Origin of the sequence: Herbaspirillum sp. VT-16-41 (assembly GCF_001994935.1) — a bacterium.
GTDB classification, from domain to species: Bacteria; Pseudomonadota; Gammaproteobacteria; order Burkholderiales; family Burkholderiaceae_D; genus Herbaspirillum; species Herbaspirillum frisingense.
On record NZ_MUXB01000099.1, the window covers coordinates 57909 to 80795 of the forward strand.

Here is a 22887-nt window from a genome sequence, read left to right on the forward strand (position 1 = left end):
AGCAGGCTGCGATGAGGCGGCACAACGGCCGGCTTGTCCGCCTTTCCGACCTGCGCATTCGGTGATATCTTCCAAGCTCTTCGCTGCGGTTTACTTAATTTCCCCCGTCATCCCCCGACCTTTTCCGCAGACCGTCGGCACGTGTGTACAGCGATCCGTCAGCGCGCTGTCAGTTGCGAGTCATTCTGCCCGTCTGACAACGTTCAAAGCAGCCATTTTGCACGAAACTTGCATTCCATCCCCTCACAAAGCCTTTTGCGATGCGGCTTTCTCACCGCGTAAAAAATCCTTTGATCGTCACGCGAGCCGGTGCTATCGTGTCGGCGCTTTTGCCGTGATGACAATACGCAGCCAGCCTGCATCCTTCCCGGTGAAGCAAGCCAATAAAACTAACAAAAATCCGCTCAGAGAAATCCGTACAACCACAGCTACCGAGGTACACATGCTCATCAGAAAATTCTTCCAGCAGATGCTGGTCCTGCTCTGCCTGGCCACAGCCGCCGCTGCACAGGCCCAAACCCTGCCCAACGTGGTCATCCTGGCTACCGGCGGCACCATCGCCGGCACCGGCGCCACCAGCACCACCACGGTTGGCTACACCGCCGCCAAGGTCGGCGTGGATGCGCTCATCGCCGCTGTCCCGGAACTCAAGAAGGTCGCCAACGTGCGCGGCGAGCAGGTCATGCAGATCGCCAGCGAGAACATGAACAACGACGCCTGGCTCAAGCTGGCCAAGCGCGTCAATACCCTGCTGGCACAGAGCGACGTCGACGGTATCGTGATCACCCACGGCACCGACACCATCGAAGAAACCGCCTACTTCCTCGACCTGGTGGTCAAGAGCAAGAAGCCAGTGGTGATCGTGGGCGCCATGCGTCCGTCCACCGCCATCAGCGCCGATGGTCCGATCAACCTGTACAACGCCGTGCTGCTTGCCGGCTCCAAGGAAGCCGTTGGCAAAGGCGTGCTGGTGACCCTGAACGACCAGATCAACGCCGGTCGCGAAGTCACCAAGACCAACACTTCCACGATGGACACCTTCAAGACGCCGGAACTGGGCTTCCTGGGTTACATTCAGGGTAGCAAGCCCTACTTCTACCGCCAGTCCACCCGCAAGAACACGGTCGACACCCCGTTCGACATCATGAACCTGGACAAGCTGCCGCAAGTGGACATCGTCTATGGCTACGCCAACATGAACCCGATCGCGCTCAACGCCTTCGTCGCTGCAGGTGCGCAAGGCATCATCCACGCCGGCGTGGGTGATGGCAGCCTGAACAACACCGTGCTGCCGTCCCTGAGCGAAGCACGCAAGAAGGGCGTGGTCATCGTGCGTTCCAGCCGCGTCGGCCAGGGCATCGTGGCGCGCAATGGCGAAGCTGACGACGACAAGCTGGACTTCGTCGTCTCCGACACCCTGAACCCGCAGAAGGCGCGCATCCTGCTGATGCTGGCCTTGACCAAGACCACCGACAGCAAGGAAATCCAGAAGATGTTCTGGGAATACTGATCCCGCCTGCGGCGTCAGTCTTACGCATTACTGCACTACCCGCCCGCTACCGCCCCGCGCGCAGCGGGCTTTTTCTTGGCCGGAACCAAGCTCGTCAGGCAAGACTCTGTAGAGTTTCCAAAGAGATCGGAGAACCGCCCATGCCCAGCCGCCGACATTTCCTTACCGCCTCCGGCGCAGCCGCCGCGCTGGCCGCCCTGGGCCTGCCACCACAGGCGCTGGCCGCGCAGTCCATGAAGATGGGCCCGGCCCAGACCTTCAGCTTCGACCAGCTCATCGCCCGCGCCCGCAACATGGCCAGGACGCCCTACCAGGCGCCGCCGGCGGTGCCCGCCGCAGTGCTGGACCAGATCGACTACGAAGCCCACGGCAAGATCCATTTCAAGTCCGATTACGCCGTCTTCGCCGACGGTCCTGGCCCGTTCCCGCTGACCTTCTTCCATCTCGGCAAGTTCTTCCGCGTCCCGGTGCGCATGTTCGTGCTGGATGGCCCGGGTAATGCATCCGCCCCAGGCTCCACTCCCACTCCCACTCCCACGCCCACCCGTGCCCGCGAACTGCTGTATCGCGACGACTACTTCGACATGCCGGCCGACAGCCCGGCCCACCGCCTCCCGGCCGGCAGCGGCTTTGCCGGCTTCCGCTTCCAGGAAAGCCGCCTGGCCGACCAGCAGGCCAAGGACTGGCGCAAGAACGACTGGGTGGCCTTCCTCGGCGCCTCCTACTTCCGCGCCATCGGTGACCTCTATCAATATGGCCTGTCGGCACGCGGCATTGCCATCGACGTCGCACAAGCCGACCGCCCCGAGGAATTCCCCGACTTCACGCAATTCTTCTTCGAGCCACCGGCACCGGGCAGCGATACCGTCGTGGTCTATGCCCTGCTGGATGGCCCCAGCATCACCGGCGCCTATCGCTTCACCCTGCAACGCGGCGCCGGCGTGACCATGGAGGTGGACAAGGCGCTGTTCCTGCGCCGCGACGTCGCGCGCCTGGGCCTGGCACCGCTGACCTCGATGTACTGGTTCTCCGAAACCGTGAAGGGTACCGGTGTGGACTGGCGACCTGAGGTGCATGACTCGGACGGCCTGGCGATCTGGACCGGTGCCGGCGAACACCTCTGGCGGCCCCTGAACAATCCGCCCCGCACCAGCGCCTCGGCCTTCGCCGACCAGCAGTTGCGCGGCTTCGGTCTGTTGCAGCGCGACCGCAATGTCGACCATTACCTTGACGGCGTGCATTACGAGCGCCGCCCCAGCCTGTGGGTGGAACCGCAAGGGGACTGGGGCCAGGGCGAGGTACAGCTGATCGAACTGCGCACCGATGACGAAATCCACGACAACATCGTCGCGATGTGGGTGCCGAAAACTCCTGCGCGGGCCGGCGCCAGCTATCGGCTGCGTTACCGCCTCCACTGGCAGCAGGACGAGCCCTTCCCGACGGCGCTGGCGCGCTGCGTGGCGACCCGCCTGGGACGCGGCGGCCAGCCCGGCCAGGCACGCCCGGCGCAGGTCCGCAAGTTCATGGTCGAGTTCAAGGGCAAGCCACTGGAAGGCCTGCCCTTCGGCGTGAAACCGGAAGCCGTCATCACCGCCTCCAGAGGCAGCATTTCCTATGTCTACACCGAGGCCCTGCCCAACGACGTAGCCGGCCACTGGCGCGCCCAGTTCGACCTGACGGCTGCGGGCGAGGAACCGGTCGAACTGCGCCTATTCCTGCGACACGACGGACAGGCACTCAGCGAGACCTGGCTGTTCCAGTACCATCCCTTCACCTCCAGGGAAGTGTATTGAGACAGTTTTTTCCTTTCCTTGAAAAAAGATTTGTACTTTTCAGAAAAGCTCCTTATAATCTCGTTCTTTCGCGGCTGTAGCTCAGCTGGATAGAGTACTTGGCTACGAACCAAGGGGTCGTGGGTTCGATTCCTGCCAGCCGCACCATATGTAGTAAAAAAAGGGTCCATCGCAAGATGGGCCCTTTTTTGTTTCTTTTATTGTTTCTCTTTTTGTTGATCCTTCCCGGGCAGGACCTCACTGCTGCCACCTGCTGCAACCCGTCCCAGCTCAGCCACAATCTCTCCCGCTCACCGACGAGCGTTTGCGCCATCGTCCGACATGCGCGGCCCAGCCGGCTGGAGATAATCAAGGCTCCGTTCATTCTCTGGAGGAGCCGCCGTGAAAAAGACTTCCCTGTTCATGCTCGCTGCAGGTTCGCTGGCCATGCTGGCCTGCGCCAAGCCGGTAAAGCGCCAGTTCGACGAAATCAACCGACGCCGGATGGCCGAAGCCGAAGGAAAAAGCGAGACCGAATCCGGCATGCCCAGCATCATGGGCGAGCAGGACATGCAGCCAGTCGCACAAGAAAGCAGCATGGTGGCGGATGGCACGCAACAGCATGCGCCTACGCCTGTCAGCACCACATCGGTTCAGCCGCTGGAGCAGCCGCCACGCAAGGATGGGGATTTCGCGCCGCCGGTGGGCGCCTGAGCGTTTCTGTTTTTCGCTGCGCACCTCGCCGCCTTCCATGGATGTATCACCATGGAAGAAAGCGGCCGAACATGCTGCACGACTTCAGTGCTCTCCGCGCGCCCGCATCTCTCTCTGAGTCTGCCCCAGCACCAGCACAAAGAACACCGGCACGAACAACACCGCCAGCACCGTGGCAGTGACCATGCCGCCGAATACGCCGGTGCCGATCGCGCGTTGGGTCTCCGCGCTGGCGCCTGAGGCCAGCATCAGCGGTACCACACCCAGTGCAAAAGCCAGCGAGGTCATCAGGATGGGACGCAAACGCAGCACGGCCGCCCGGATCGCGGCTTCCGCCAATCCGGCGCCCTCGGCCCGCAGCTGCCGCGCAAACTCCACGATGAGGATCGCATTCTTGGCAGACAGGCCGATGACGGTGATCAGACCCACCTTGAAGAAGACGTCATTGGGCATCTCGCGCAACATCACCGCCGCCACGGCACCGACCAGACCCAGCGGCACCACCAGCATGACCGACAACGGAATACACCAGCTCTCGTACAGGGCGGCCAGCACCAGGAACACCACCAGCATGGACAAGGCCATCAGCATCGGCGCCTGCGCCGCTGACAGACGTTCCTGCAGGGATTGGCCAGTCCACGCCACGGCGAAACCAGGCGGGAGCTGCTGGGCCAGGCGCTCCATCTCGGCCATGGCCTCGCCACTGGCCACGCCCGCTGCGGCGCTGCCGGCAATGCGTACTGCCGGGAAGCCCTGGTAGCGCTGCAGCTGCGTCGGCTGTTCTTGCCAGGACGCCTTCACGACTTCACCCAACGGCAGCATCCCGCCATTCTGGTTGCGGACGTACAGCTTCATCACGTCCTCGATCTGCATGCGCGCACCAGCCTCGGCCTGCAGGATGACCTGTTGCATGCGGCCGGCATTGGGGAAGTCATTGATGTAGAAGGAGCCCATGGCCGCCGACAGCGTATCGCTGATGCTGGCGAAGGAGACCCCGAATGCGGCCGCCTTGTGACGGTCGATATCGAGCTGCAGGCTGGCTCCCGGCGGCAATCCGTCTGAATAGACGCCGGCCAGCTTGTCGCTCCTGGCCGCCAGCGCCAGCAATTGCGCTTCCGCAGCCTTGAGGGCGGCATAACCCTGATTGGCGCGATCCTGCAGACGCATGGCGAAACCGGAGGAGTTCCCCAGCTCTTCGATGGCCGGTGGCAGCAGGCTCATCACCATGCCATCGACGCTGCGTTCCATGGCGCCCTGGGCGGCGATGGCCTCGGCGGCAGCGGTGGAACCCTTGCGTTGCTTCCAGTCCTTGAGTTCGGTAAAGGCCATGGCCGCGTTCAGCCCGGAGCCGGAAAATCCGAATCCCAGTACCGAAAGGTTGGCGCCGATATCCTCGCGGGTCTGCAGGTAACGCTCGAACTGATCGACGGCACGGGCAGTGCGCTCGCTGGTGGCATCGGCCGGCAACTGGAAGGAGGTCATGAAGTAACCCTGATCCTCTTCCGGCAGGAAAGCCGAGGGCAAGGCCCGCAAACCGAGTACCAGCAGCAGGCACAGCGCCACGTACACCAGCATCATGCGCAGCCCTCGTGCAATCAGGCGCGCCAATGCGGATTCATAGCGTGCGGTGAGACGATGGAAGGCCCGGTTGAACGCGCCAAAGAAGCCGCGCTTTTCATGATGCCCCGGTACCACCGGCTTGAGCAGGGTGGCGCACAAAGCGGGCGTCAGGCTCAGCGCCAGCAAGGCCGAGAACAGGATGGACACGGCCATGGCCAGCGCGAACTGGCGATAGATCACGCCCACCGAGCCCCCTGCCAGCGCCATCGGAATGAAGACTGCGGTCAGTACCAGCGTGATGCCGACGATGGCCCCGGTAATCTCGCGCATGGCCTTGATGGTGGCCTCGCGTGGTGCCAGACCTTCCTGCGCCATGATGCGCTCCACATTTTCCACCACCACGATGGCGTCATCGACAATGATGCCGATGGCCAGCACCATCCCGAACATGGTGAGCACATTGACCGAATAGCCGGCCACCAGCATCACCGCCAGCGTACCCAGCAGCGCAATGGGCGCGACGATGGCGGGGATGACGGTATAGCGCACGTTCTGCAGGAACAGGTACATCACCAGGAACACGAGCACCATGGCCTCGATCAGGGTCTGCACCACCTTCTGGATGGAAACCTTGACGAAGGGTGCGGTGTTATAGGGCAGCGAAAACGCCATGCCCGCCGGCAGGCTGGGGCGCAGTTCTTCCATGCGTGCCTGGATGGCGGCCGCGGTGCGCACCGCATTGGCGCCCGGAGCGAGCTGCACCGCGGCCACGCCGGCAGGCTTGCCGTCTTCGCGATTGGAGAAGGCATAGGATTGCGCCCCCAGTTCCACCCGCGCCACATCCCCCAGCAACACGCGCGAACCATCGGTCTTTGCCTTGAGCACGATGGCGGCAAACTGCGCCGGCGACTGCAATTGCCCCTGTACCGTGAGCGGCACGGCGATCTGCTGGCCCGGCACGGCAGGCGAATCCCCCAGGCGACCGGGTGCGATCTGTGCATTCTGCTGGCTCACTGCAGTACTGATGTCGGTAACGGTCAGGCCGAAGGCATTGAGCTTGAAGGGATCGATCCAGATGCGCATGGCCTGCTCGGCACCGAACAGCTGGACACGTCCGACGCCTTCCACGCGGCGCAATTCCTCCACGATATTGCGTGCCAGATAGTCGCTCAGTCGGACTTCGTCGTAGCGGCCATCGGTCGAGGTCAGGCTCACCATCAGGAGGAAGCCCGAAGCCGCAGATTCCACCGTCACGCCATTCTGGCGCACGGTCTGAGGCAGCCGCGCTTCGATGGCCTTGAGCTTGTTCTGCACATCCACCTGGGCCAGTTCCGGATCGGTACCGGGCTTGAAGGTAACGCTGATCTGGGCGCTGCCCGAGGTATCGGCGGAGGACTCGAAATAGAGCAGGTTCTTGACGCCCGACAGTTCGCGTTCGATCAGGCTGATCACGCCATCGTTCATGGTCTGAGGCGTGGCACCCGGATAGGTGGCGTTGATCGAGACCGTGGGCGGCGCCACCGAGGGATAGCGCGCAATGGGCAACTGGCTCATGGCAATCACGCCAAACAGCACGATGAACAGGGCGACCACCCAGGCGAAGATGGGACGGTCGATAAAGAAGCGGGGCATGCAAGAACTCCATCAGTCTGGCTCGGTAGCTGGCGGCAGGCTTAACGACAACGGCATTTTTGCCGCGCCACGCCAGCCGACAGTACAATCGCGAGCGAAGGCGGAGTCTGGGCGAGGAGCGTGAGGATTACGCGATACAACGATGGAGTTTCGATGGAGAAGGAAAGATGCCGACAGCACCGCATAGCGTGAGCGAACCGGGCCTGGCGCCCGCGGCGCCGGCCACCGGCGCGCTGGTACTGATCGCCGAGGATGCGCCCGAGATCGCTGACATCCTGGCCGCCTACCTGGCCCGCAGCGGCATGCGCAGCGTGCATGCGAGCGACGGCGTACGGGCGCTGGAGCTGCATCTCGCCCTCAAACCGGATCTGGTGCTGCTGGACATCCAGATGCCGCAACTCAATGGCTGGCAGGTGCTGGCGCAGATTCGCCAGCGTGACCAGACTCCGGTCATCATGCTCACTGCCCTGGACCAGGACGTGGACAAGCTCACCGGCCTGCGCATCGGCGCAGACGACTACGTGGTCAAGCCCTTCAATCCGGCCGAGGTGGTGGCCCGGGTCGAGGCGGTCCTGCGCCGCAGCCAGCCCCGTGGTGAGCGCGATGACCGGCGCATCCTGCGGGCCCCGCCCTTCGTGATCGACTTCGAGCAGCACGAGGCCGTGGCCGAGATTGACGGGACTTCGCATGCGCTGGTGCTCACGCTCACCGAATTCAAGCTGCTGGCGCAACTGGCGCGCTCGCCACGACGCGTGTTCAGTCGCGCCGAGCTGCTGGCCTCCTGCCTGCCGGAGGGCGATACGCTGGAGCGCACCGTCGACAGCCATGTCAGCAAACTGCGCAAGAAACTGGAAGACCTGGGCATCGCCGGTATCCCGGTCAGCATTCGCGGGGTTGGTTATCGTTTCCAGCAAGGTAGCTGATACCGTGGAGGCGCACTCGTGAAGCCCGGCGTCGATCTACTGGCACTATGGCGCGGCAAGGGCCTGGCACGGCAGATCATCAGTTCGGTGGCGATCCTGGCGCTGACCATCATGCTGATGGTCTTGCTGGGTTCGTATGCCTTCTATTCGACCATGTTCATCTTCCTGCCCAGCGCCCTGTCGGCGCCGGACAGCTGGTTGCCCTCGCCGGCCGAGTGGGGCTGGATCGCCGGTACCACGCTGCTGGGCCTGGGAATTGCAATCTGGGTGGCCATGCGCCTGGCGCGCCGCATTCTGACACCGCTCAATTCAGTGGCCACCAGCCTGCGCCGCGTGGCACAGGGCGATCTGGCGGCCCGGGCGGGAGCGCAACGACAGCCACTGGATGAAGCCTCGCAGCTGATCAGCGACTTCAACGCCATGGCCGAGCGGCTGGAGCGGGTACAGCAGGAACGCATCTTCTGGAACGCCGCGATCGCCCACGAACTGCGCACGCCGGTGACCATCCTGCGCGGTCGATTGCAGGGTCTTTCCGATGGCGTGTTCCCGCCTGAACCGGCGCTCTTTTCCAGCCTGCTGGTGCAAGTCGAGGGGCTGGCGCGGTTGATCGAGGACTTGCGCATCGTCGGCCTGGCCGAAAGTGGACACCTGCGCATACAGCTGCAGCAGGTGGACCTGCAACAGGAAATCGGCACCGTGCTGACGGCCTGCGAATCGGCGCTACAGGACAAGGGATTCGCCGTCACGCTCGAAATCGCACTGCAGCGCACGTTCTGCGATCCGGTGCGCATCCGCCAGGCACTGCTGGCGCTGCTGGAGAATGTCCTGCAGCACGCCACGCCCGGCCGCTTGCGCATCAGCACCGCGAGCAGCGCGGACCAACATTGCCTGCGCATGGAGGACTGCGGCCCGGGCCTGGCGGCTACCGATGCGGCGATGATCTTCGACGCCTTCCAGCGTGGCCCGCGCAGCGACGACGCCCAGCACCGTGGCAGCGGCCTGGGGCTGGCAGTGGTCAGGGCTATTGCCAGTGCGCATCACGGTACCGCCGACTGCCGGCCCTCGCCACTGGGCGGCACCTGCTTTGAAGTCCGCTGGCCTCATTGAGCATTGATGTGTATATTTTCCCCAGCAGGACGCATGAAGCGAAGTTCACAATAAATTCAGCGGACCACGGGGGGACCCCATGCGCAGACCGGACTCGATGTCGATACTCGCCATCAGCTTGCTGCTTTGCTCGCTGGCGGCATCGGCGTGGTCGGAGACCCTGACGACCATCACGCTGGGCTTCACCGGCGGCCTTTCCGAACCGATTACGCAGAGCGCCCTGCAGGGCGCGCAACTGGCCATCGACGAAGCCAATGCGATGGCCATACGGCGTCGCTCGCCACTGCGCTTGCAACTGCTGCCGCAGGACGACCACGGCAACGAAAATTTCGCCATCAACATCGCCCGTTATTACATCAAGGAAAACGTGGCCGGCGTCGTCGGCCCGTGGAGCAGCGACGCGGCATTGGCCACAGCCGCAATCTACGAAAACGCAGGCATTCCGCAGATCGGATTTACCGCCACCAGCAGCCAATGGACCAGCATGGGCCACCGCATGCCGTTCCGGGTGGTCGGTGGCACGCGGGAACTGTCCTCCGCATTGGCCGAGGTTGCCAGCCGCTCGCTGGCGGGGCAGCGGGTCTTCGTGATCCAGAACGATTCGGCCTACAGCAATGCCTTGGCCGATGCAGTCATGGAAAGGCTGGCCGCGACGGCGCCAGGCATCGCGCTGGGGCGCATCCAGGTCGCGCGTCGGACCACCGACTTCCATGTGGCGATGCAGGCGGCGATGCAGCATGACGCTGATGTGATCGTGTTCCTGGCCCTGTACCCGCAGGCGCGCGCATTCATCGATGCGGCCCGCCGTTCGGGATCAAAAGCACGCATTCTGCTCACGGGAGGTGCCAGCAACCTGGAGCTGGCATCACAGCCCGAACCACGGCTGCATGTGCTGGAATTCGAAATCGCACGGGACTATTGTCCGCAATGGAAAAAGGTCGCCCAAGCCTATCGCAGCAAATTCGATGCCGCGCCGACCACCTACTCCTTCTATGCCTATGATGCGGCCAGCGTACTGGGTGCGGCCATCCTGCAGACCGGCAGCGGCGATGGCCGCAGGATCGCGGTGGCGTTGCACCAGTTGCGTCATCCCGGACTGCATGGACCGATCAGCTTTGCCCCCAACGGAGCAAGGGCCAATCCGCGCTATACCCTGTTCCGGCATGACGGCCGCTGGCAGCCGGTGGAATTCTTCCCGGCTGGCAGCGGCCGTCATGAGCCTTGCGTGTGATGCCTGCCATCACGCACCCAGCAGGCGGGACATGGTGTCAGCGAAAACGACGATGAGTCCGACGAGCATGGTGTTCTCCTTGTAGTAGTGGGCGATCAGCCGCCGAAGAGGCGGGACATGGTGTCAGCGAAAACGACGATGAGTCCGACGAGCATGGTGTTCTCCTTGTAGTAGTGGGCGATCAGCCGCCGAAGAGGCGGGACATGGTGTCAGCGAAGGCGATGATGAGTCCGATAAGCATGGTGTTCTCCTTGATCTGGTGGGTTGGGACCGATGCTGTTTGCTTCGGCTTGTTGTCATCATCGCGTTGACCGGTTACCGCCACATTGCAGGTTTGCCTGCCCAGGTTTCAGTTGAAATCTGGACCCATGAAAAAACCCCTCGCTGCGTAGGCAGACGAGGGGTTCGTCAGAAGAGCAAGGCCGCATTCGCAGCCTGCGGGAAACGGATCAGAAGGGAATATCGTCATCCATGTCCGAGAAGTTCGGCGCCGGGCGCTGGGCCGGCTGCTGGCGCGGGGCGCCACCACCACCGCCCGCATTGCCGCCAGCGCTCTGGCGGGGTGCGCCGCCGCCGTAGCTGCCTGCACCGCCACCACCGCCGCCGTAGCCGCCTTCATCCATGCCACCACCACCGCCCGCGCCCTGGCGACCGCCCAGCATCTGCATGGTATCGGCGATGATTTCCGTGGTGTAGCGCTCCACGCCTTCCTTGTCCTGCCACTTGCGCGTCTGCAGGCGGCCTTCAACGTAGATCTGCGAGCCCTTCTTCAGGTACTGGCCGGCGATTTCAGCCAGCTTGCGATAGAAGGTGATGCGGTGCCACTCGGTGAGCTCCTTCTTTTCGCCGGAATTCTTGTCCTTCCAGCTCTCGGTCGTGGCGACGGCGATGTTGGTGACGGCTTCGCCGTTGGGCATGTAGCGTGTTTCCGGGTCGCGCCCCAGGTTGCCGACGATGATGACTTTATTGACCGATGCCATTGTTTCTCCTGAATACGTTTAGGCTGTTGCACCCGCCGCCGGCGCTGAACGGCGCGGCAGGTTTTTCATGTTAGCCGCGATTATAAGCCAGGTCAGGGTGAGCACAGCAGACAAGAGGAACACCGCGGAATTCCCCACATTTTGTTTAAGCCAGCCACCCAGAGCGCCGCCGCAGGACAAACCCAGCGCCTGCAGGGTGTTGTAGACGCCCAGCGCCGCGCCCTTGGCCGCTGGCGGGGCAATACGGGACACCAGCGAGGGCTGGGCGGCTTCCAGGATGTTGAAGGCGACGAAGAACAGGAACAGCAGGGTCACCAGCATCCAGAGACTTCCCATCGGTTGGGACAACACCAGCCAGAAGCCCACCTGCACCAGCAGCATCAGGCTGATGGCGCCGACGAAGACCGGCTTCATGCGCCCGTACTTCTCGGCCACGATGATCGGCGGCAGCATCAGCACGAAGGAGGCCAGAACCACCGGCAGATAGATCTTCCAGTGTTCGCCCAGTGGCAGGCCGGCCGATTGCACGAGCGCTGCCGGCACCACCAGGAACATGGCAACCTGGGTCAGGTGCAGCGTGAATACGCCCCAGTTCAGACGCAGCAGTTCGGTCTGGCGCAGTACCTCGGCCAGCGACACCCGCCTGGCCTGTACCATCGGCGCCGCCGGTACCACCCATAGCACCACCGCGATGGCCAACAGGGAGAGCACGCCGGTCAGGCCGAAGATGCCACCCATGCCAATCGACTCGTAGAGCAGTGGTGAGGCCACCATCGAGACCGCGAAGGTTACCCCGATGGAGGCGCCCACCATGGCCATAGCCTTGGTGCGATGTTCCTCGCGGGTGGAATCGGCGATGAAGGCGGTGATGGCGGCAGAGATCGCGCCCGAACCCTGCAGCGCTCGTCCCACCAGCAGCCACATCACGCTCTGGGCACCGGCGGCCACGAAGGAGCCCAGCGCAAACAGCAATAGGCCGATGACGATGATGCGCTTGCGGCCATAGCGGTCGGAGGCAATCCCGTAGGGAATCTGTCCACAGGCCTGCGCCAGTCCATAGATGCCCAGGGCGATGCCGACCAGGGTATCGCTGTCACCCCCGGGCAGGCTGTGGGCGTGCACGGCAAACACCGGCAACACCAGGAACAGGCCCAGCATGCGCAGGGAAAAGATCGAGGCCAGGGAAACGCTGGCACGCACCTCGGCGCGCGACATGCCGGTTTTCTCAGGCTGTGCGGATGAACTTGTGTCGTGGGACATACGTGTGACGTGTAGGGGCTGGCGTTGGCGGCTGCCCGGTCTTTCGTGAAACCGGGCTGTAGGGCAAAGGCAGTATGGTAACAGCATAGCCCGGCGCCTCGGGAACCTGCCTGACGAGCTCTGTACCGATCCGACGGGTTTAGCGCGCTCCCATGTGCTGCGTCAATCCAACAATGCGCGGTCAGCAAATGGCGGAATGTAGCAAATCTTCACACCTTTCCTGACAAATACGTCATTTAGTTCAATGCTTATGCCAAAATGTCGACTTGCTCATTTTTTCTGCAGTGTCCTATAACAGCCGCCGACTTCCATTACCGGAAGATTTTCGCCAGGCAATAATCCTCGCCAAGAAAAATAAAGCAAGCACGCATCAAGGGGGAGAAAACCCGATGCAGAGGATGGCGACGAGCACCAGGCACTGCGCCAAGGCGCGCCCAGGATCACGTTTGTTGCCGCTCTGCTCCCAGGTTTTCGGTTTTTGAATTTTTCGCGGGCAGCGCAGGCGGCTCGCATCCGTATTCAGCATGTTCCTATTCGATTCGGTCTCTGAACGCAAGCCAGGGCCATCTCTTTCGACGACATCGGCACCGGTCTTGGGTCAGCACGCCCTGTCCTCGCGCATGGCCTGGCTGCTGCTGGTCCTGGCCGGCGCAGCCTGGCTGCTGCCGGGCATCTTCGGCCATGGGCCGTGGAAGCAGGACGAAACCTATTCCTTCGGCATGATCCATCACATGCTGACTTCGGGTGAGTATCTGGTGCCGACCAATGCCGGCCGGCCGTTCATGGAAAAACCGCCGCTGTACTACTGGACGGCCGTGTTCCTGGCCAAGCTGCTGCATCCGCTGCTGCCGTACCACGAGGGTGCGCGCCTGGCCAGCGTGCTCTACAACCTGGTGACGCTGGTCTTCGTGGCGCGCATCGCCCAGATGGTGTGGAACCAGCGCAGCCTGATGAGCCTGCCGGTACTGGCGACGCTGGCGCTGTTCGCCGGTACCCCCGGCATGGTCAAGCATGCCCATGACATGTTCACTGACGTGGCGCTGGTTACCGGCACCACCATGGCTACCTATGGCCTGCTGGCCATCGCCCTGAACCAGGAACGCCGCACGCCATCGTGGATCGCTGCGTTCTGGTTCGGCCTGGGTGTGGGAATCACCGAGATGAGCAAGGGCCTGTTCGTACCGCTGACCTTCGCGGCCACGGCACTGGTGCTGGGCTTGCTGGTGCAGTCGTGCCGTCACCGCACTTACTGGAAGATGGTGGGTCTGGCGGTGCTGGTGTCACTGCCTTTCTTCGTGATCTGGCCGGCCCTGCTGGCGCAGCACTCGGTGCCACTGTTCATGGAATGGTTCTGGGATAACAACGTCGGCCGCTTCTTCGGCTTTTCGGTGAAGAAACTGGGCTCGGACAATGATCACACCGTGATCCTGCGGGCACTGGCCGGTTTCGCCCTGCCCGGCTCGCTACTGGCCTTGCTGGGCCTGGCCAGCGGCGACTGGCGTCAGGCCCGCAGTTCACGGGTCGCCATGCCGCTGGTCTTCGCTGCGATCAGCCTGGCCGTGCTGCAAAGCTCGGCCACGGCCCGCCAGTTGTATCTGCTGCCGGTGCTGCTGCCGCTGGCGATGCTGGGCGCGCGCGCCATCCCGCGTCTTCCGGACGCATTCAATCTGGGTTGGGACTGGCTGGCGCGTGTGGCCTTCGGCCTGATGGCCGTGGGCATCTGGGCCATCTATGTCATCTCGACCTTGCCGGTCGAACATCATCACTGGATCGGTTTCATGGGCAAGTGGCTGCCGCTGGAATATGTCACTCCGATCCAGCCGCTGGCCTTGCTGGCGGCCGGCGCCATGAGCATCCTGTGGATCGCCTCGCTGGGTCTCTTGCAGCTGGCCGGCCAATGGCGTGGCGCGTTTTCCTGGTTTGGCGGCATCACGCTGATGTGGGGCCTGGCCTTCACGCTGCTGCTGCCGTGGGCCGACTACGGGAAAAGTTATGAGTTCGTCTACGCCGACCTGAATACCCGGCTCGCGCCCGCCTGGCATGCCGACGACTGCATGGCCAGCCAGAACCTGGGCGAGTCGGAAGCACCGATGCTGTACTACTACACGGGCGTCCTGCACCAGCCCATCGACGCTACCGGAAGGACCGAATGCCGCTGGGTGATCCAGCAAACCCCTGGTGTCACCCACCGTCCCAAAGGTCACTGGACGCTGTTCTGGGAAGGGCGCCGCGATGGCGATGACGGACAGCTCTTCAAGGTCTGGCAGCGCGCCGGTTAAACATCGGTCGCTGTCCAGCGAGTCCATCGCCCTGGGAATACGAGCCGGCCACGCGCCGGCTTTTTGCTGGCCGACGCATTCTGCAGAATGCCGGCGCTGACGATTTCCTGCGTCATTTGCGCTCCATCCGGGGCGCTTTTCCTACTGCCGCGCTTTCATTTCCCGGATGTGTTCCCACATGGGTCATCTGGCGCCGCCGGCCTGCCTGCCGGCCGTTCGCAGTCCTGTTATAGTTACATGTTGTCCCACCGCTGCTCCGCGCAAGGCGTCATTCCACGCGGCGGCAGGAAACCCCTAGCTGAAGGCATCCATGGAAGAAATTCGCATTCGCGGCGCGCGCACGCACAACCTCAAGAATATCAACCTAGACCTCCCCCGCAACAAGCTCATCGTCATCACCGGGCTGTCCGGTTCGGGCAAGTCCTCGCTGGCGTTCGATACCTTGTATGCAGAGGGCCAGCGCCGCTACGTGGAGTCCCTGTCGGCCTATGCGCGCCAGTTCCTGCAACTGATGGAAAAGCCGGACGTGGACATGATCGAGGGCCTGTCTCCCGCGATCTCCATCGAGCAGAAGGCTACTTCGCACAACCCGCGCTCCACGGTCGGCACCGTCACCGAGATCCACGACTACCTGCGCCTGCTGTACGCCCGCGTCGGCACGCCCTACTGCCCCGATCACCCCGAACATCCGCTGGAGGCCCAATCGGTCTCGCAGATGGTCGATGCGGTGCTGGCACTGCCGGAAGATACCAAGCTGATGATCATGGCGCCGGTGGTGGCCAACCGCAAGGGCGAGCATGCCGACCTGTTCGAGGAGATGCAGGCCCAGGGCTTCGTGCGCTTTCGCATCCAGAGCGGCACCGGCACGGCCAAGGTCTACGAGGTCGATGACCTGCCGAAGTTGAAGAAGACCGAGAAGCACACCATCGATGTCGTCATCGACCGCGTCAAGGTCAAGGCTGAAATCAAGCAGCGCCTGGCCGAAAGCTTCGAGACCGCGCTGCGTCTGGCCGACGGCCGCGCCATCGCGCTCGAAATGGATGGCGGCAAGGAACACCTGTACTCCAACAAGTTCGCCTGCCCCATCTGCGGCTATTCGCTGCAGGAGCTGGAGCCGCGGCTGTTCTCCTTCAACAACCCGATGGGGGCCTGCCCGGAATGCGATGGCCTGGGCCACATCGAATTCTTCGATCCCAAGCGCATCGTCGCCTTCCCCAACCTGTCTCTGGCTTCGGGCGCGATCAAGGGCTGGGACCGTCGCAACCAGTTCTATTTCCAGATGCTCACCAGCATCGCGGCCTTCTACGACTTCGACCTCGACGTTCCCTTCGAGCAGCTCGACGACAAGGCCCAGCAGGTGGTGCTGTACGGTTCCGGCCGCCAGGCCATCCCCTTCGCCTACGTCAACGAGCGCGGCCGTACCGTGGTCAAGGAGCACACTTTCGAAGGCGTGGTCAACAACCTGCAGCGCCGCTACCGCGAGACCGATTCGATGGCGGTCAAGGAAGAGCTGGCCAAGTTCATCAACGAGAAGCAATGCCCTTCCTGCCACGGCGCGCGCCTGCGGGTGGAAGCACGCTACGTGAAGGTGGGCAGCGGCAAGCAGCAACGCGCCATCTATGAGGTGGCCGCCACGCCCCTGCGAGAGACCCTGTCCTTCTTCGAGACCCTGAAGCTGACCGGCGCCAAGAAGGAAATCGCCGACCGCATCATCAAGGAAATCGTCTCGCGCCTGACCTTCCTCAACAACGTCGGGCTGGACTACCTGTCCCTGGAGCGCAGCGCCGATACGCTTTCCGGCGGCGAAGCCCAGCGCATCCGCCTGGCCTCGCAGATCGGCTCGGGCCTGACCGGCGTGATGTATGTGCTGGACGAACCCTCCATCGGCCTGCACCAGCGCGACAACGACCGTCTCATCGATACCCTGCGCCACCTGCGCGACATCGGCAACACCGTGCTGGTGGTGGAACACGATGAAGACGCCATCCGCACCGCCGACTACATCGTCGACATGGGCATCGGCGCGGGCGTGCACGGCGGTGACGTGATCGCCCATGGCTCGCTGCCGGAGATCCTGAAGAACAAGAAGTCGCTGACCGCCAAGTATCTCAACGGCTCGCTGGAAATCTCGGTCCCCAAGAAGCGTACGCCCTGCGACGAGTCGCGCATGCTGACTATCACCGGCGCCTCCGGCAACAACCTCAAGAACGTTGACCTGGAGTTGCCGGTAGGCCTGCTGACCTGCGTGACCGGCGTCTCCGGTTCGGGCAAGTCGACCCTGGTCAATGACACGCTCTACCTGTCGGCAGCGCGGCACCTGTATGGCTCGCAGACCGAGCCGGCGGAGCACGAAGCCATCGGCGGCCTGGAGCATTTCGACAAGGTGATCGCGGTGGACCAGGCTCCCATCGGCCGTACCCCACGCTCCAACCCGGCCACCTACACGGGCCTGTTCACGCCGATCCGCGACCTGTTCGCCACGGTGCCGATGGCCAAGGAACGTGGTTACAGTGCCGGTCGTTTCTCCTTCAACGTCAAGGGCGGGCGCTGCGAAGCGTGCCAGGGCGATGGCGTGATCAAGGTGGAAATGCACTTCCTGCCGGACGTGTACGTGCCTTGCGACGTCTGCCATGGCAAGCGCTACAACCGCGAAACACTGGAAGTGCAATACAAGGGCAAGAACATCACCGAGATCCTCGACATGACGGTGGAAGATGCCCATGAGTTCTTCAAGCCGGTACCGCTGATCGCCCGCAAGCTGCAGACGCTGCTGGACGTGGGCCTGGGCTACATCAAGCTGGGCCAGAGCGCGACCACCCTCTCGGGTGGCGAGGCGCAACGCGTGAAGCTGTCGCTGGAACTGTCCAAGCGCGATACCGGCCGCACGCTCTACATCCTGGATGAGCCGACCACCGGCCTGCACTTCCATGACATCGACCTGCTGCTCAAGGTGATCCACCGCCTGCGCGACCAGGGCAATACGGTGACCATCATCGAGCACAACCTGGACGTCATCAAGACTGCCGACTGGATCATCGATCTGGGGCCCGAAGGGGGCGCGGGCGGCGGCAAGATCGTCGCGGCCGGCACGCCGGAGGACGTAGCGAAGAACCCGGCCAGCGTCACCGGCAAGTATCTGGCACCCTTGCTGAAGAAGAAAGCGAAGTAAAAAAGAAGTGCGGACTTGCGCGCGCGCAAACGATACAGAATCCGGTCGCATCTGTATCTTGCGCGCCGCCCGCCTTGGCATACAGTCATGCTCTTGGCCGCCATCCGGCGCACAATGAAGGCAGGCATTCCCGCAGGCATGCCGCCGTGCAACCCCGAAAGACCCACATGTCGAACCCGCTGTCACCCGCCCAGATCGCCTTTTTCCGCGAGCAAGGCTATCTGCTGTTGAAGGGCATGGTCCCTGCCGATCTGCGCGAGCGCATGCTCGCCGTCACCCGCGATCACCTGCAACGCGCGGTCGCCCCGCTCGAATATGAAGCCGAGGTCGGTTATGAAGGCGCCCCGGCCTCGCTGGACGCCGAAGGTGGCCGCACGGCGCGGCGCCTGCGCGCAGCCTGGCAGCGCGACCCCGTCTACCGCGAATGGGCCGGGCACAAGCAACTGGTGGCCATGCTGCATCAACTGTTCGAAGAACCGGTCTGCCTGACCCTGGCCCATCACAACTGCGTGATGACCAAGCATCCGGCTTTCGGGACCGCCACCGGCTGGCACCGCGACATCCGCTACTGGTCCTTCCCGCGCAACGAGCTGATTTCGGTGTGGCTGGCGCTGGGCGCTGAGACGCCTGAAAACGGCGCGCTCAAGTTCATTCCCGGCTCGCACAGGTTGACGCTGCAAGCCGAGCAGATGGATGAACTGGATTTCCTGCGCCCGGAAGTGCCGGCCAACCAGGCGCTGTTTGCGCAAGGCATTGCGCTGTCACTGGAGCCGGGCGACGTGGTGCTGTTCCACAGCGGCCTGTTCCACGCGGCTGGCCGCAACGACAGCGACCAGGTCAAGTGTTCGGCCGTGTTCGCCTATCACGGCAAGAGCAATCCCCCCCTGCCTGGCACCCGCTCGGCGGCCTCCGAGGATGTGACGCTGGACGACTGAACCGCCAGCACGGTGCTGCCGCCAACACGGAATACGCTGACCGCTTCCGACAGGCGCGCCGCCTGCTCCTGCATGGCCTGAGCGGCTGCAGCGGCCTGCTCCACCAGCGCGGCATTCTGCTGGGTGGTCTCATCCATCTGCGTGATGGCGCGGTTGACTTCTTCGATGCCCTGGCTCTGTTCCTGCCCGGCTGCACTAATCTCGCTGACCACTTCGCTGACGCGCTGCACGCTCTTGACGACCTCGTCGATGGTGGCACCGGCCTGGGCCACCAGCGTGCTGCCGCTGCCTACCCGGGTGACAGAATCATCGATGAGCACCTTGATTTCCTTGGCCGCCGCCGCCGAGCGCTGGGCCAGCGAACGCACTTCCGACGCCACGACCGCGAAGCCGCGTCCCTGCTCGCCGGCACGGGCCGCTTCCACTGCGGCATTCAAGGCCAGGATGTTGGTCTGGAAGGCGATGCCGTCGATCACGCTGATGATGTCCACGATCTTGCTGGAGGACTGGTTGATGGAACTCATGGTATCGACCACCTGACGCACCACTTCGCCCCCTCGTACCGCCACTTCGGAAGCCGAATGCGCCAGTTGCCGCGCCTGCTGCGCATTGTCCGCGTTGGTGCGCACGGTCGAGGTCAGCTCTTCCATGGCCGAGGCGGTCTCTTCCAAGGCACCGGCCTGCTGTTCTGTACGAGAGGAAAGATCCAGGTTGCCATGAGCGATTTCGCTGGAAGCCGTGGCGATGGTATCGGTACTCAGGCGGACCTGGCCGACGATACCCTGCAGGTTGTCGTTCATCTGCTTGAGCGCCTGCATCAGCTGGCCGGTCTCGTCCTGGCTGTGCACCTCGATACGCTGGGTCAGATCACCCGCGGCCACGGCTTGCGCCAGCGCGACGGCATGTCGCAGCGGTGCCGAGATGGCTTTCACCAGCAACACCCCCATCAGGAGCGCCACTGCCAGGCCGGCGGCCATGGCCACGCTCATCACGACGAGCAGGGTCTGGTAGCGCTGCTGCGCCTGTTCATACAGGTCGCGGCCGACATTGCGCTGCAGGTCCATCAATTGCCCCAGGGTGGCATGCACATCGGCATAGAGCTTGAGCATGAGGCCACCGTAGACTTCGATGGCGCCCTGGAAGTCGCGATTGTGCAGCGCCTCGACCGCGGGCTTGATGCCATCGGTGATGAATTTCTGGCGTTGCGGCAGCAGTTTGTCCAGCAGCGCCTTTTCTTCGGTGGTCAGCACGGTTTCCTGATACTGCTTGACGACGGCATCGTTGGCCTTGAGGGCCTTTTCCAGCTTGTCCATGTTGGTGTCGATATCGCCGGAGTCGCCCACGATGGAGGTGGAAATGCCGTTGCGCGCAGCATCCAGCGCTGCTGACATGCGTTCGAGCTGGGACAGCGCCACCAGCCTGTCCTCGTAGAGCGAGCGCATCTGCGCATTGGTCGAGCGCAGGCTGACCAGACCGAGAACGCCCGATGCCACCAGCAGCAGGGCCAGAAAACCAATGACGAAGATCAGGCGAGCCCTGATCGTGAGTGTGCTGAACATGTTCCTCCCGGACTTGCTATTGTTTTTTCAACAAGGGACTCGTTGTGCGAAGCCCTTGTCCTGACACGGTCGACGCAGGCGAATAAGCCGCGCCGCTACCATCCAGCAACACTAGCATTTCCCGTACCAGGGGAACAAGACCTCATTGTGCGGGGTTGGTCCTCATTTGCTGAGGAGGCGTTTTTCGGCGCGCAGGATGCTCTCCGAACTGCCGCGCAAGACCACGATGTCACCGGCCATGAGCACCGCCTGATCAGGCGCATCGAGACGCTGCTTGCCACGGCGCAGCATGGCGACCTCGGCGCCGCAATACGTGGGCAGGTCGATCTCGGCGAGGGTGTGACCAACTGCACTGGCGCCCCCGATCAGGGTGACCGACTGCAGGCGCACATTCATGCCCACGCCATCGGCCTCGGCGTCGGACATGCCATGGAAATAGCCGCGCAGCGAGGCATAGCGCTCATCGCGCGCATCCTGCACGCGGTGCACCACGCGGCGCAATGGTACGCCCAGCATCACCAGCGCATGCGAGGCCAGCATCAGGCTGCCTTCCAGCGCTTCGGGCACAACCTCGGTAGCCCCGGCGGCGAGCAGTTTTTCGAGGTCGGCGTCGTCATGGCTGCGCACGATCACGGGCAGCTCCGGCTCCAGTTCGGCGGCGTGATGCAAGACCTTCAGCGCCGAGGGCGTACTGGCATAGGTGACCACCAGGGCGGCGGCCCGGTGGATGCCGGCGGCCACCAGGCTTTCGCGCCGGGCGGCATCGCCGTAGGAGACATTGGCGCCCCCATTGCGGGCATCCTGCACCAGTTCCGGGTCCATCTCCAGCGCGTGGTAGGCGATCCCCTCCTCTTCCAGCAGGCGCGCCAGGCTCTGACCGCTGCGGCCGAAACCGGCGATGATGACGTGCTTCTGCACGCCCATGGTGCGGGTGGCCAGTTGCGTGAGGGCCAGGGATTGCAGCATCCACTCGTTGGCAGAGAATCGCATGACGATGGCGTCGGACTTGGCCAGGATCAAAGGCGTAGCCAGCATCGACAGCACCATCGCTGCCAGGATCACCTGGATCAGCAAGGGATCGACCAGCTTGAGTCCGCCGGCCTGGCTCAGCAGCACGAAGCCGAATTCCCCGGCCTGCGCCAGGCCCAGGCCAACCCGCAGCGCCACGCCGGTGGACGATCCGAACAGTCTCGCCAGCCCGGCAATGAGGGCAAACTTGAGCAGCACCGGCCCGGTCAGGAGGAGCAGCACCAGGAACCAGTGATCGACCACCGTGCGCACATTGAGCAGCATTCCGATGGTGATGAAGAACAGGCCCAGCAGGACATCGCGGAAGGACTTGATATCTTCTTCCACCTGGTGCTTGAACTCGGTCTCGGAAATGAGCATGCCGGCGATGAAGGCGCCCAGGGCCAGGGACAAGCCGGCCTTTTCGGTGATCCAGGCCGCGCCCAGGGTGATCAGCAGCAGGTTCAGCATGAACAGTTCCTGAGAGCGCCGCTTGACCACGATGCGGAACCAGCCACGCATGAGCTTGCTGCCGAAGAACAGCAGCAGCGCCAGCACCACCATCGCCTTGCCCACGGCCCAACCCAGCGTGACCATGATGTTGCCGGAATTGTTGGCCAGCGCCGGCACCACGATCAACAGTGGCACCAGGGCCAGATCCTGGAACAGCAGCACGCCCATGATGCGGCGGCCATGCTCGGTTTCCAGTTCCAGCCGTTCGGTGAGCAGCTTGGAGACGATGGCGGTGGATGACATGGTCAGGGCGCCGCCGAGCGCGAAGGCCGCCTGCCAGCTCACGTTGATGAACTGCGGCAGCACCATGGCCGAGCCCCAGGCCATCACCATGGTGGCAGCGATGGTGGTGGCCACCTGCGCCACGCCCAGCCCGAAGACGATATGGCGCATGGCCGACAGCTTGGCCAGAGAAAACTCCAGGCCGATGGAAAACATCAGGAACACCACCCCGAACTCGGCCAGGGCGTGGGTGGTTTCATTGTCTTCGGCGAAGGCCAGCCCGTGCGGGCCGATGATGATGCCCACCACCAGATAGCCCAGCATGGGCGGCAACTGCATCATGCGGAAGGCGACCACGCCCAGCACCGCCGCAGCCAGAAGGAAGAGTGTCAGTTCCAGTCCGGAAAACATGGCTTGTTTGGTTTCTTATGACAATGCAATGCAGTGAATATGAGCAATTTGACAACGCACCAGAGCAAGGCAGCGCGGGAGGGTGTTTACCGCAGCTCACCG

Annotated in this window: 15 protein-coding genes and 1 tRNA gene; 10 read left to right on the forward strand and 6 right to left on the reverse strand. The window is 63.3% G+C overall.

The genetic code is table 11. From position 1 onward, the window contains the following. The first annotated feature begins 442 nt into the window (after nt 1-442). The 4 genes from BTM36_RS08720 (at nt 443) to BTM36_RS08735 (ending at nt 3996) form a co-directional block, all read left to right on the forward strand. Nucleotides 443-1510 (forward strand): type II asparaginase, encoded by a 1068-nt coding sequence (locus BTM36_RS08720; RefSeq protein ID WP_077235959.1) that lies wholly within the window; start codon nt 443-445, stop codon nt 1508-1510. Nucleotides 1511-1650: 140 nt separating this feature from the next. Next, nucleotides 1651-3303 (forward strand): glucan biosynthesis protein, encoded by a 1653-nt coding sequence (locus BTM36_RS08725; protein WP_077235960.1) that lies wholly within the window; start codon nt 1651-1653, stop codon nt 3301-3303. A 70-nt stretch (nt 3304-3373) separates the two neighbouring features. Further along, nucleotides 3374-3450: transfer RNA gene (locus BTM36_RS08730), tRNA-Arg, on the forward strand. A gap of 234 nt (nt 3451-3684) precedes the next feature. Further along, the gene (locus BTM36_RS08735; RefSeq protein WP_077235961.1) at nt 3685-3996 is read left to right on the forward strand and encodes a hypothetical protein; all 312 of its coding nucleotides are present in this window, start codon (nt 3685-3687) and stop codon (nt 3994-3996) included. Nucleotides 3997-4080: 84 nt separating this feature from the next. On the opposite strand, the gene BTM36_RS08740 is transcribed toward BTM36_RS08735, so the two are convergent. Beyond that, the gene (locus BTM36_RS08740) at nt 4081-7188 is read right to left on the reverse strand and encodes a multidrug efflux RND transporter permease subunit (protein ID WP_077235962.1); all 3108 of its coding nucleotides are present in this window, start codon (nt 7186-7188) and stop codon (nt 4081-4083) included. 167 nt (nt 7189-7355) lie between these two features. Here BTM36_RS08740 and BTM36_RS08745 point away from each other — a divergent pair, with 167 nt between their 5' ends. The 3 genes from BTM36_RS08745 (at nt 7356) to BTM36_RS08755 (ending at nt 10449) form a co-directional block, all read left to right on the forward strand. Further along, nucleotides 7356-8111, forward strand: a complete 756-nt coding sequence (locus BTM36_RS08745) for a response regulator (protein WP_077235963.1) — start codon at nt 7356-7358, stop codon at nt 8109-8111. An 18-nt stretch (nt 8112-8129) separates the two neighbouring features. Beyond that, the gene (locus BTM36_RS08750) at nt 8130-9218 is read left to right on the forward strand and encodes an ATP-binding protein (RefSeq protein WP_077235964.1); all 1089 of its coding nucleotides are present in this window, start codon (nt 8130-8132) and stop codon (nt 9216-9218) included. 79 nt (nt 9219-9297) lie between these two features. Continuing rightward, nucleotides 9298-10449, forward strand: coding sequence for a branched-chain amino acid ABC transporter substrate-binding protein (locus BTM36_RS08755; RefSeq protein WP_254426965.1), 1152 nt, complete (start codon nt 9298-9300; stop codon nt 10447-10449). A gap of 449 nt (nt 10450-10898) precedes the next feature. On the opposite strand, the gene ssb is transcribed toward BTM36_RS08755, so the two are convergent. From ssb to BTM36_RS28310, 3 genes are all read right to left on the reverse strand, one after another. After that, entirely contained in the window at nt 10899-11429 is a 531-nt protein-coding gene (gene ssb / locus BTM36_RS08760) for a single-stranded DNA-binding protein (protein ID WP_077235966.1), read from the reverse strand. Nucleotides 11430-11447: 18 nt separating this feature from the next. Further along, nucleotides 11448-12644 (reverse strand): MFS transporter, encoded by a 1197-nt coding sequence (locus BTM36_RS08765; RefSeq protein ID WP_168189765.1) that lies wholly within the window; start codon nt 12642-12644, stop codon nt 11448-11450. Nucleotides 12645-13059: 415 nt separating this feature from the next. Further along, on the reverse strand, nt 13060-13215 hold the full coding sequence (locus tag BTM36_RS28310) for a hypothetical protein (RefSeq protein WP_168189766.1): 156 nt from the start codon (nt 13213-13215) through the stop codon (nt 13060-13062). 67 nt (nt 13216-13282) lie between these two features. Here BTM36_RS28310 and BTM36_RS08770 point away from each other — a divergent pair, with 67 nt between their 5' ends. The 3 genes from BTM36_RS08770 (at nt 13283) to BTM36_RS08780 (ending at nt 19072) form a co-directional block, all read left to right on the forward strand. Next, a complete protein-coding gene (locus BTM36_RS08770) occupies nt 13283-14968 on the forward strand; it encodes a glycosyltransferase family 39 protein (RefSeq protein WP_254426966.1) in 1686 nt (561 codons plus the stop codon). Nucleotides 14969-15278: 310 nt separating this feature from the next. Beyond that, the gene (gene uvrA / locus BTM36_RS08775; protein ID WP_077235969.1) at nt 15279-18137 is read left to right on the forward strand and encodes an excinuclease ABC subunit UvrA; all 2859 of its coding nucleotides are present in this window, start codon (nt 15279-15281) and stop codon (nt 18135-18137) included. Nucleotides 18138-18304: 167 nt separating this feature from the next. Beyond that, complete coding sequence (locus BTM36_RS08780; RefSeq protein ID WP_077235970.1) at nt 18305-19072, forward strand: phytanoyl-CoA dioxygenase family protein; 768 nt, start codon at nt 18305-18307, stop codon at nt 19070-19072. On the opposite strand, the gene BTM36_RS08785 is transcribed toward BTM36_RS08780, so the two are convergent. Together BTM36_RS08785 and BTM36_RS08790 are read right to left on the reverse strand one after the other, a co-directional pair. Next, complete coding sequence (locus BTM36_RS08785; RefSeq protein WP_077235971.1) at nt 19000-20631, reverse strand: methyl-accepting chemotaxis protein; 1632 nt, start codon at nt 20629-20631, stop codon at nt 19000-19002. The genes BTM36_RS08780 and BTM36_RS08785 overlap by 73 nt on opposite strands. 162 nt (nt 20632-20793) lie before the next feature. After that, nucleotides 20794-22785, reverse strand: coding sequence for a cation:proton antiporter (locus BTM36_RS08790; protein WP_006461691.1), 1992 nt, complete (start codon nt 22783-22785; stop codon nt 20794-20796). Nucleotides 22786-22887: the final 102 nt, after the last annotated feature.

Coding starts and splice junctions, on each gene's coding strand:
- BTM36_RS08720 (WP_077235959.1), top strand. CDS start 443: ATGCTCATCAGAAAATTCTTCCAGCAGATGCTGGTCCTGCTCTGCCTG.
- BTM36_RS08725 (WP_077235960.1), top strand. CDS start 1,651: ATGCCCAGCCGCCGACATTTCCTTACCGCCTCCGGCGCAGCCGCCGCG.
- BTM36_RS08740 (WP_077235962.1), bottom strand. CDS start 7,188: ATGCCCCGCTTCTTTATCGACCGTCCCATCTTCGCCTGGGTGGTCGCC.
- BTM36_RS08745 (WP_077235963.1), top strand. CDS start 7,356: ATGCCGACAGCACCGCATAGCGTGAGCGAACCGGGCCTGGCGCCCGCG.
- BTM36_RS08755 (WP_254426965.1), top strand. CDS start 9,298: ATGCGCAGACCGGACTCGATGTCGATACTCGCCATCAGCTTGCTGCTT.
- ssb (WP_077235966.1), bottom strand. CDS start 11,429: ATGGCATCGGTCAATAAAGTCATCATCGTCGGCAACCTGGGGCGCGAC.
- BTM36_RS08765 (WP_168189765.1), bottom strand. CDS start 12,644: ATGTCGCGCGCCGAGGTGCGTGCCAGCGTTTCCCTGGCCTCGATCTTT.
- BTM36_RS28310 (WP_168189766.1), bottom strand. CDS start 13,215: ATGCTGAATACGGATGCGAGCCGCCTGCGCTGCCCGCGAAAAATTCAA.
- uvrA (WP_077235969.1), top strand. CDS start 15,279: ATGGAAGAAATTCGCATTCGCGGCGCGCGCACGCACAACCTCAAGAAT.
- BTM36_RS08780 (WP_077235970.1), top strand. CDS start 18,305: ATGTCGAACCCGCTGTCACCCGCCCAGATCGCCTTTTTCCGCGAGCAA.
- BTM36_RS08785 (WP_077235971.1), bottom strand. CDS start 20,631: ATGTTCAGCACACTCACGATCAGGGCTCGCCTGATCTTCGTCATTGGT.
- BTM36_RS08790 (WP_006461691.1), bottom strand. CDS start 22,785: ATGTTTTCCGGACTGGAACTGACACTCTTCCTTCTGGCTGCGGCGGTG.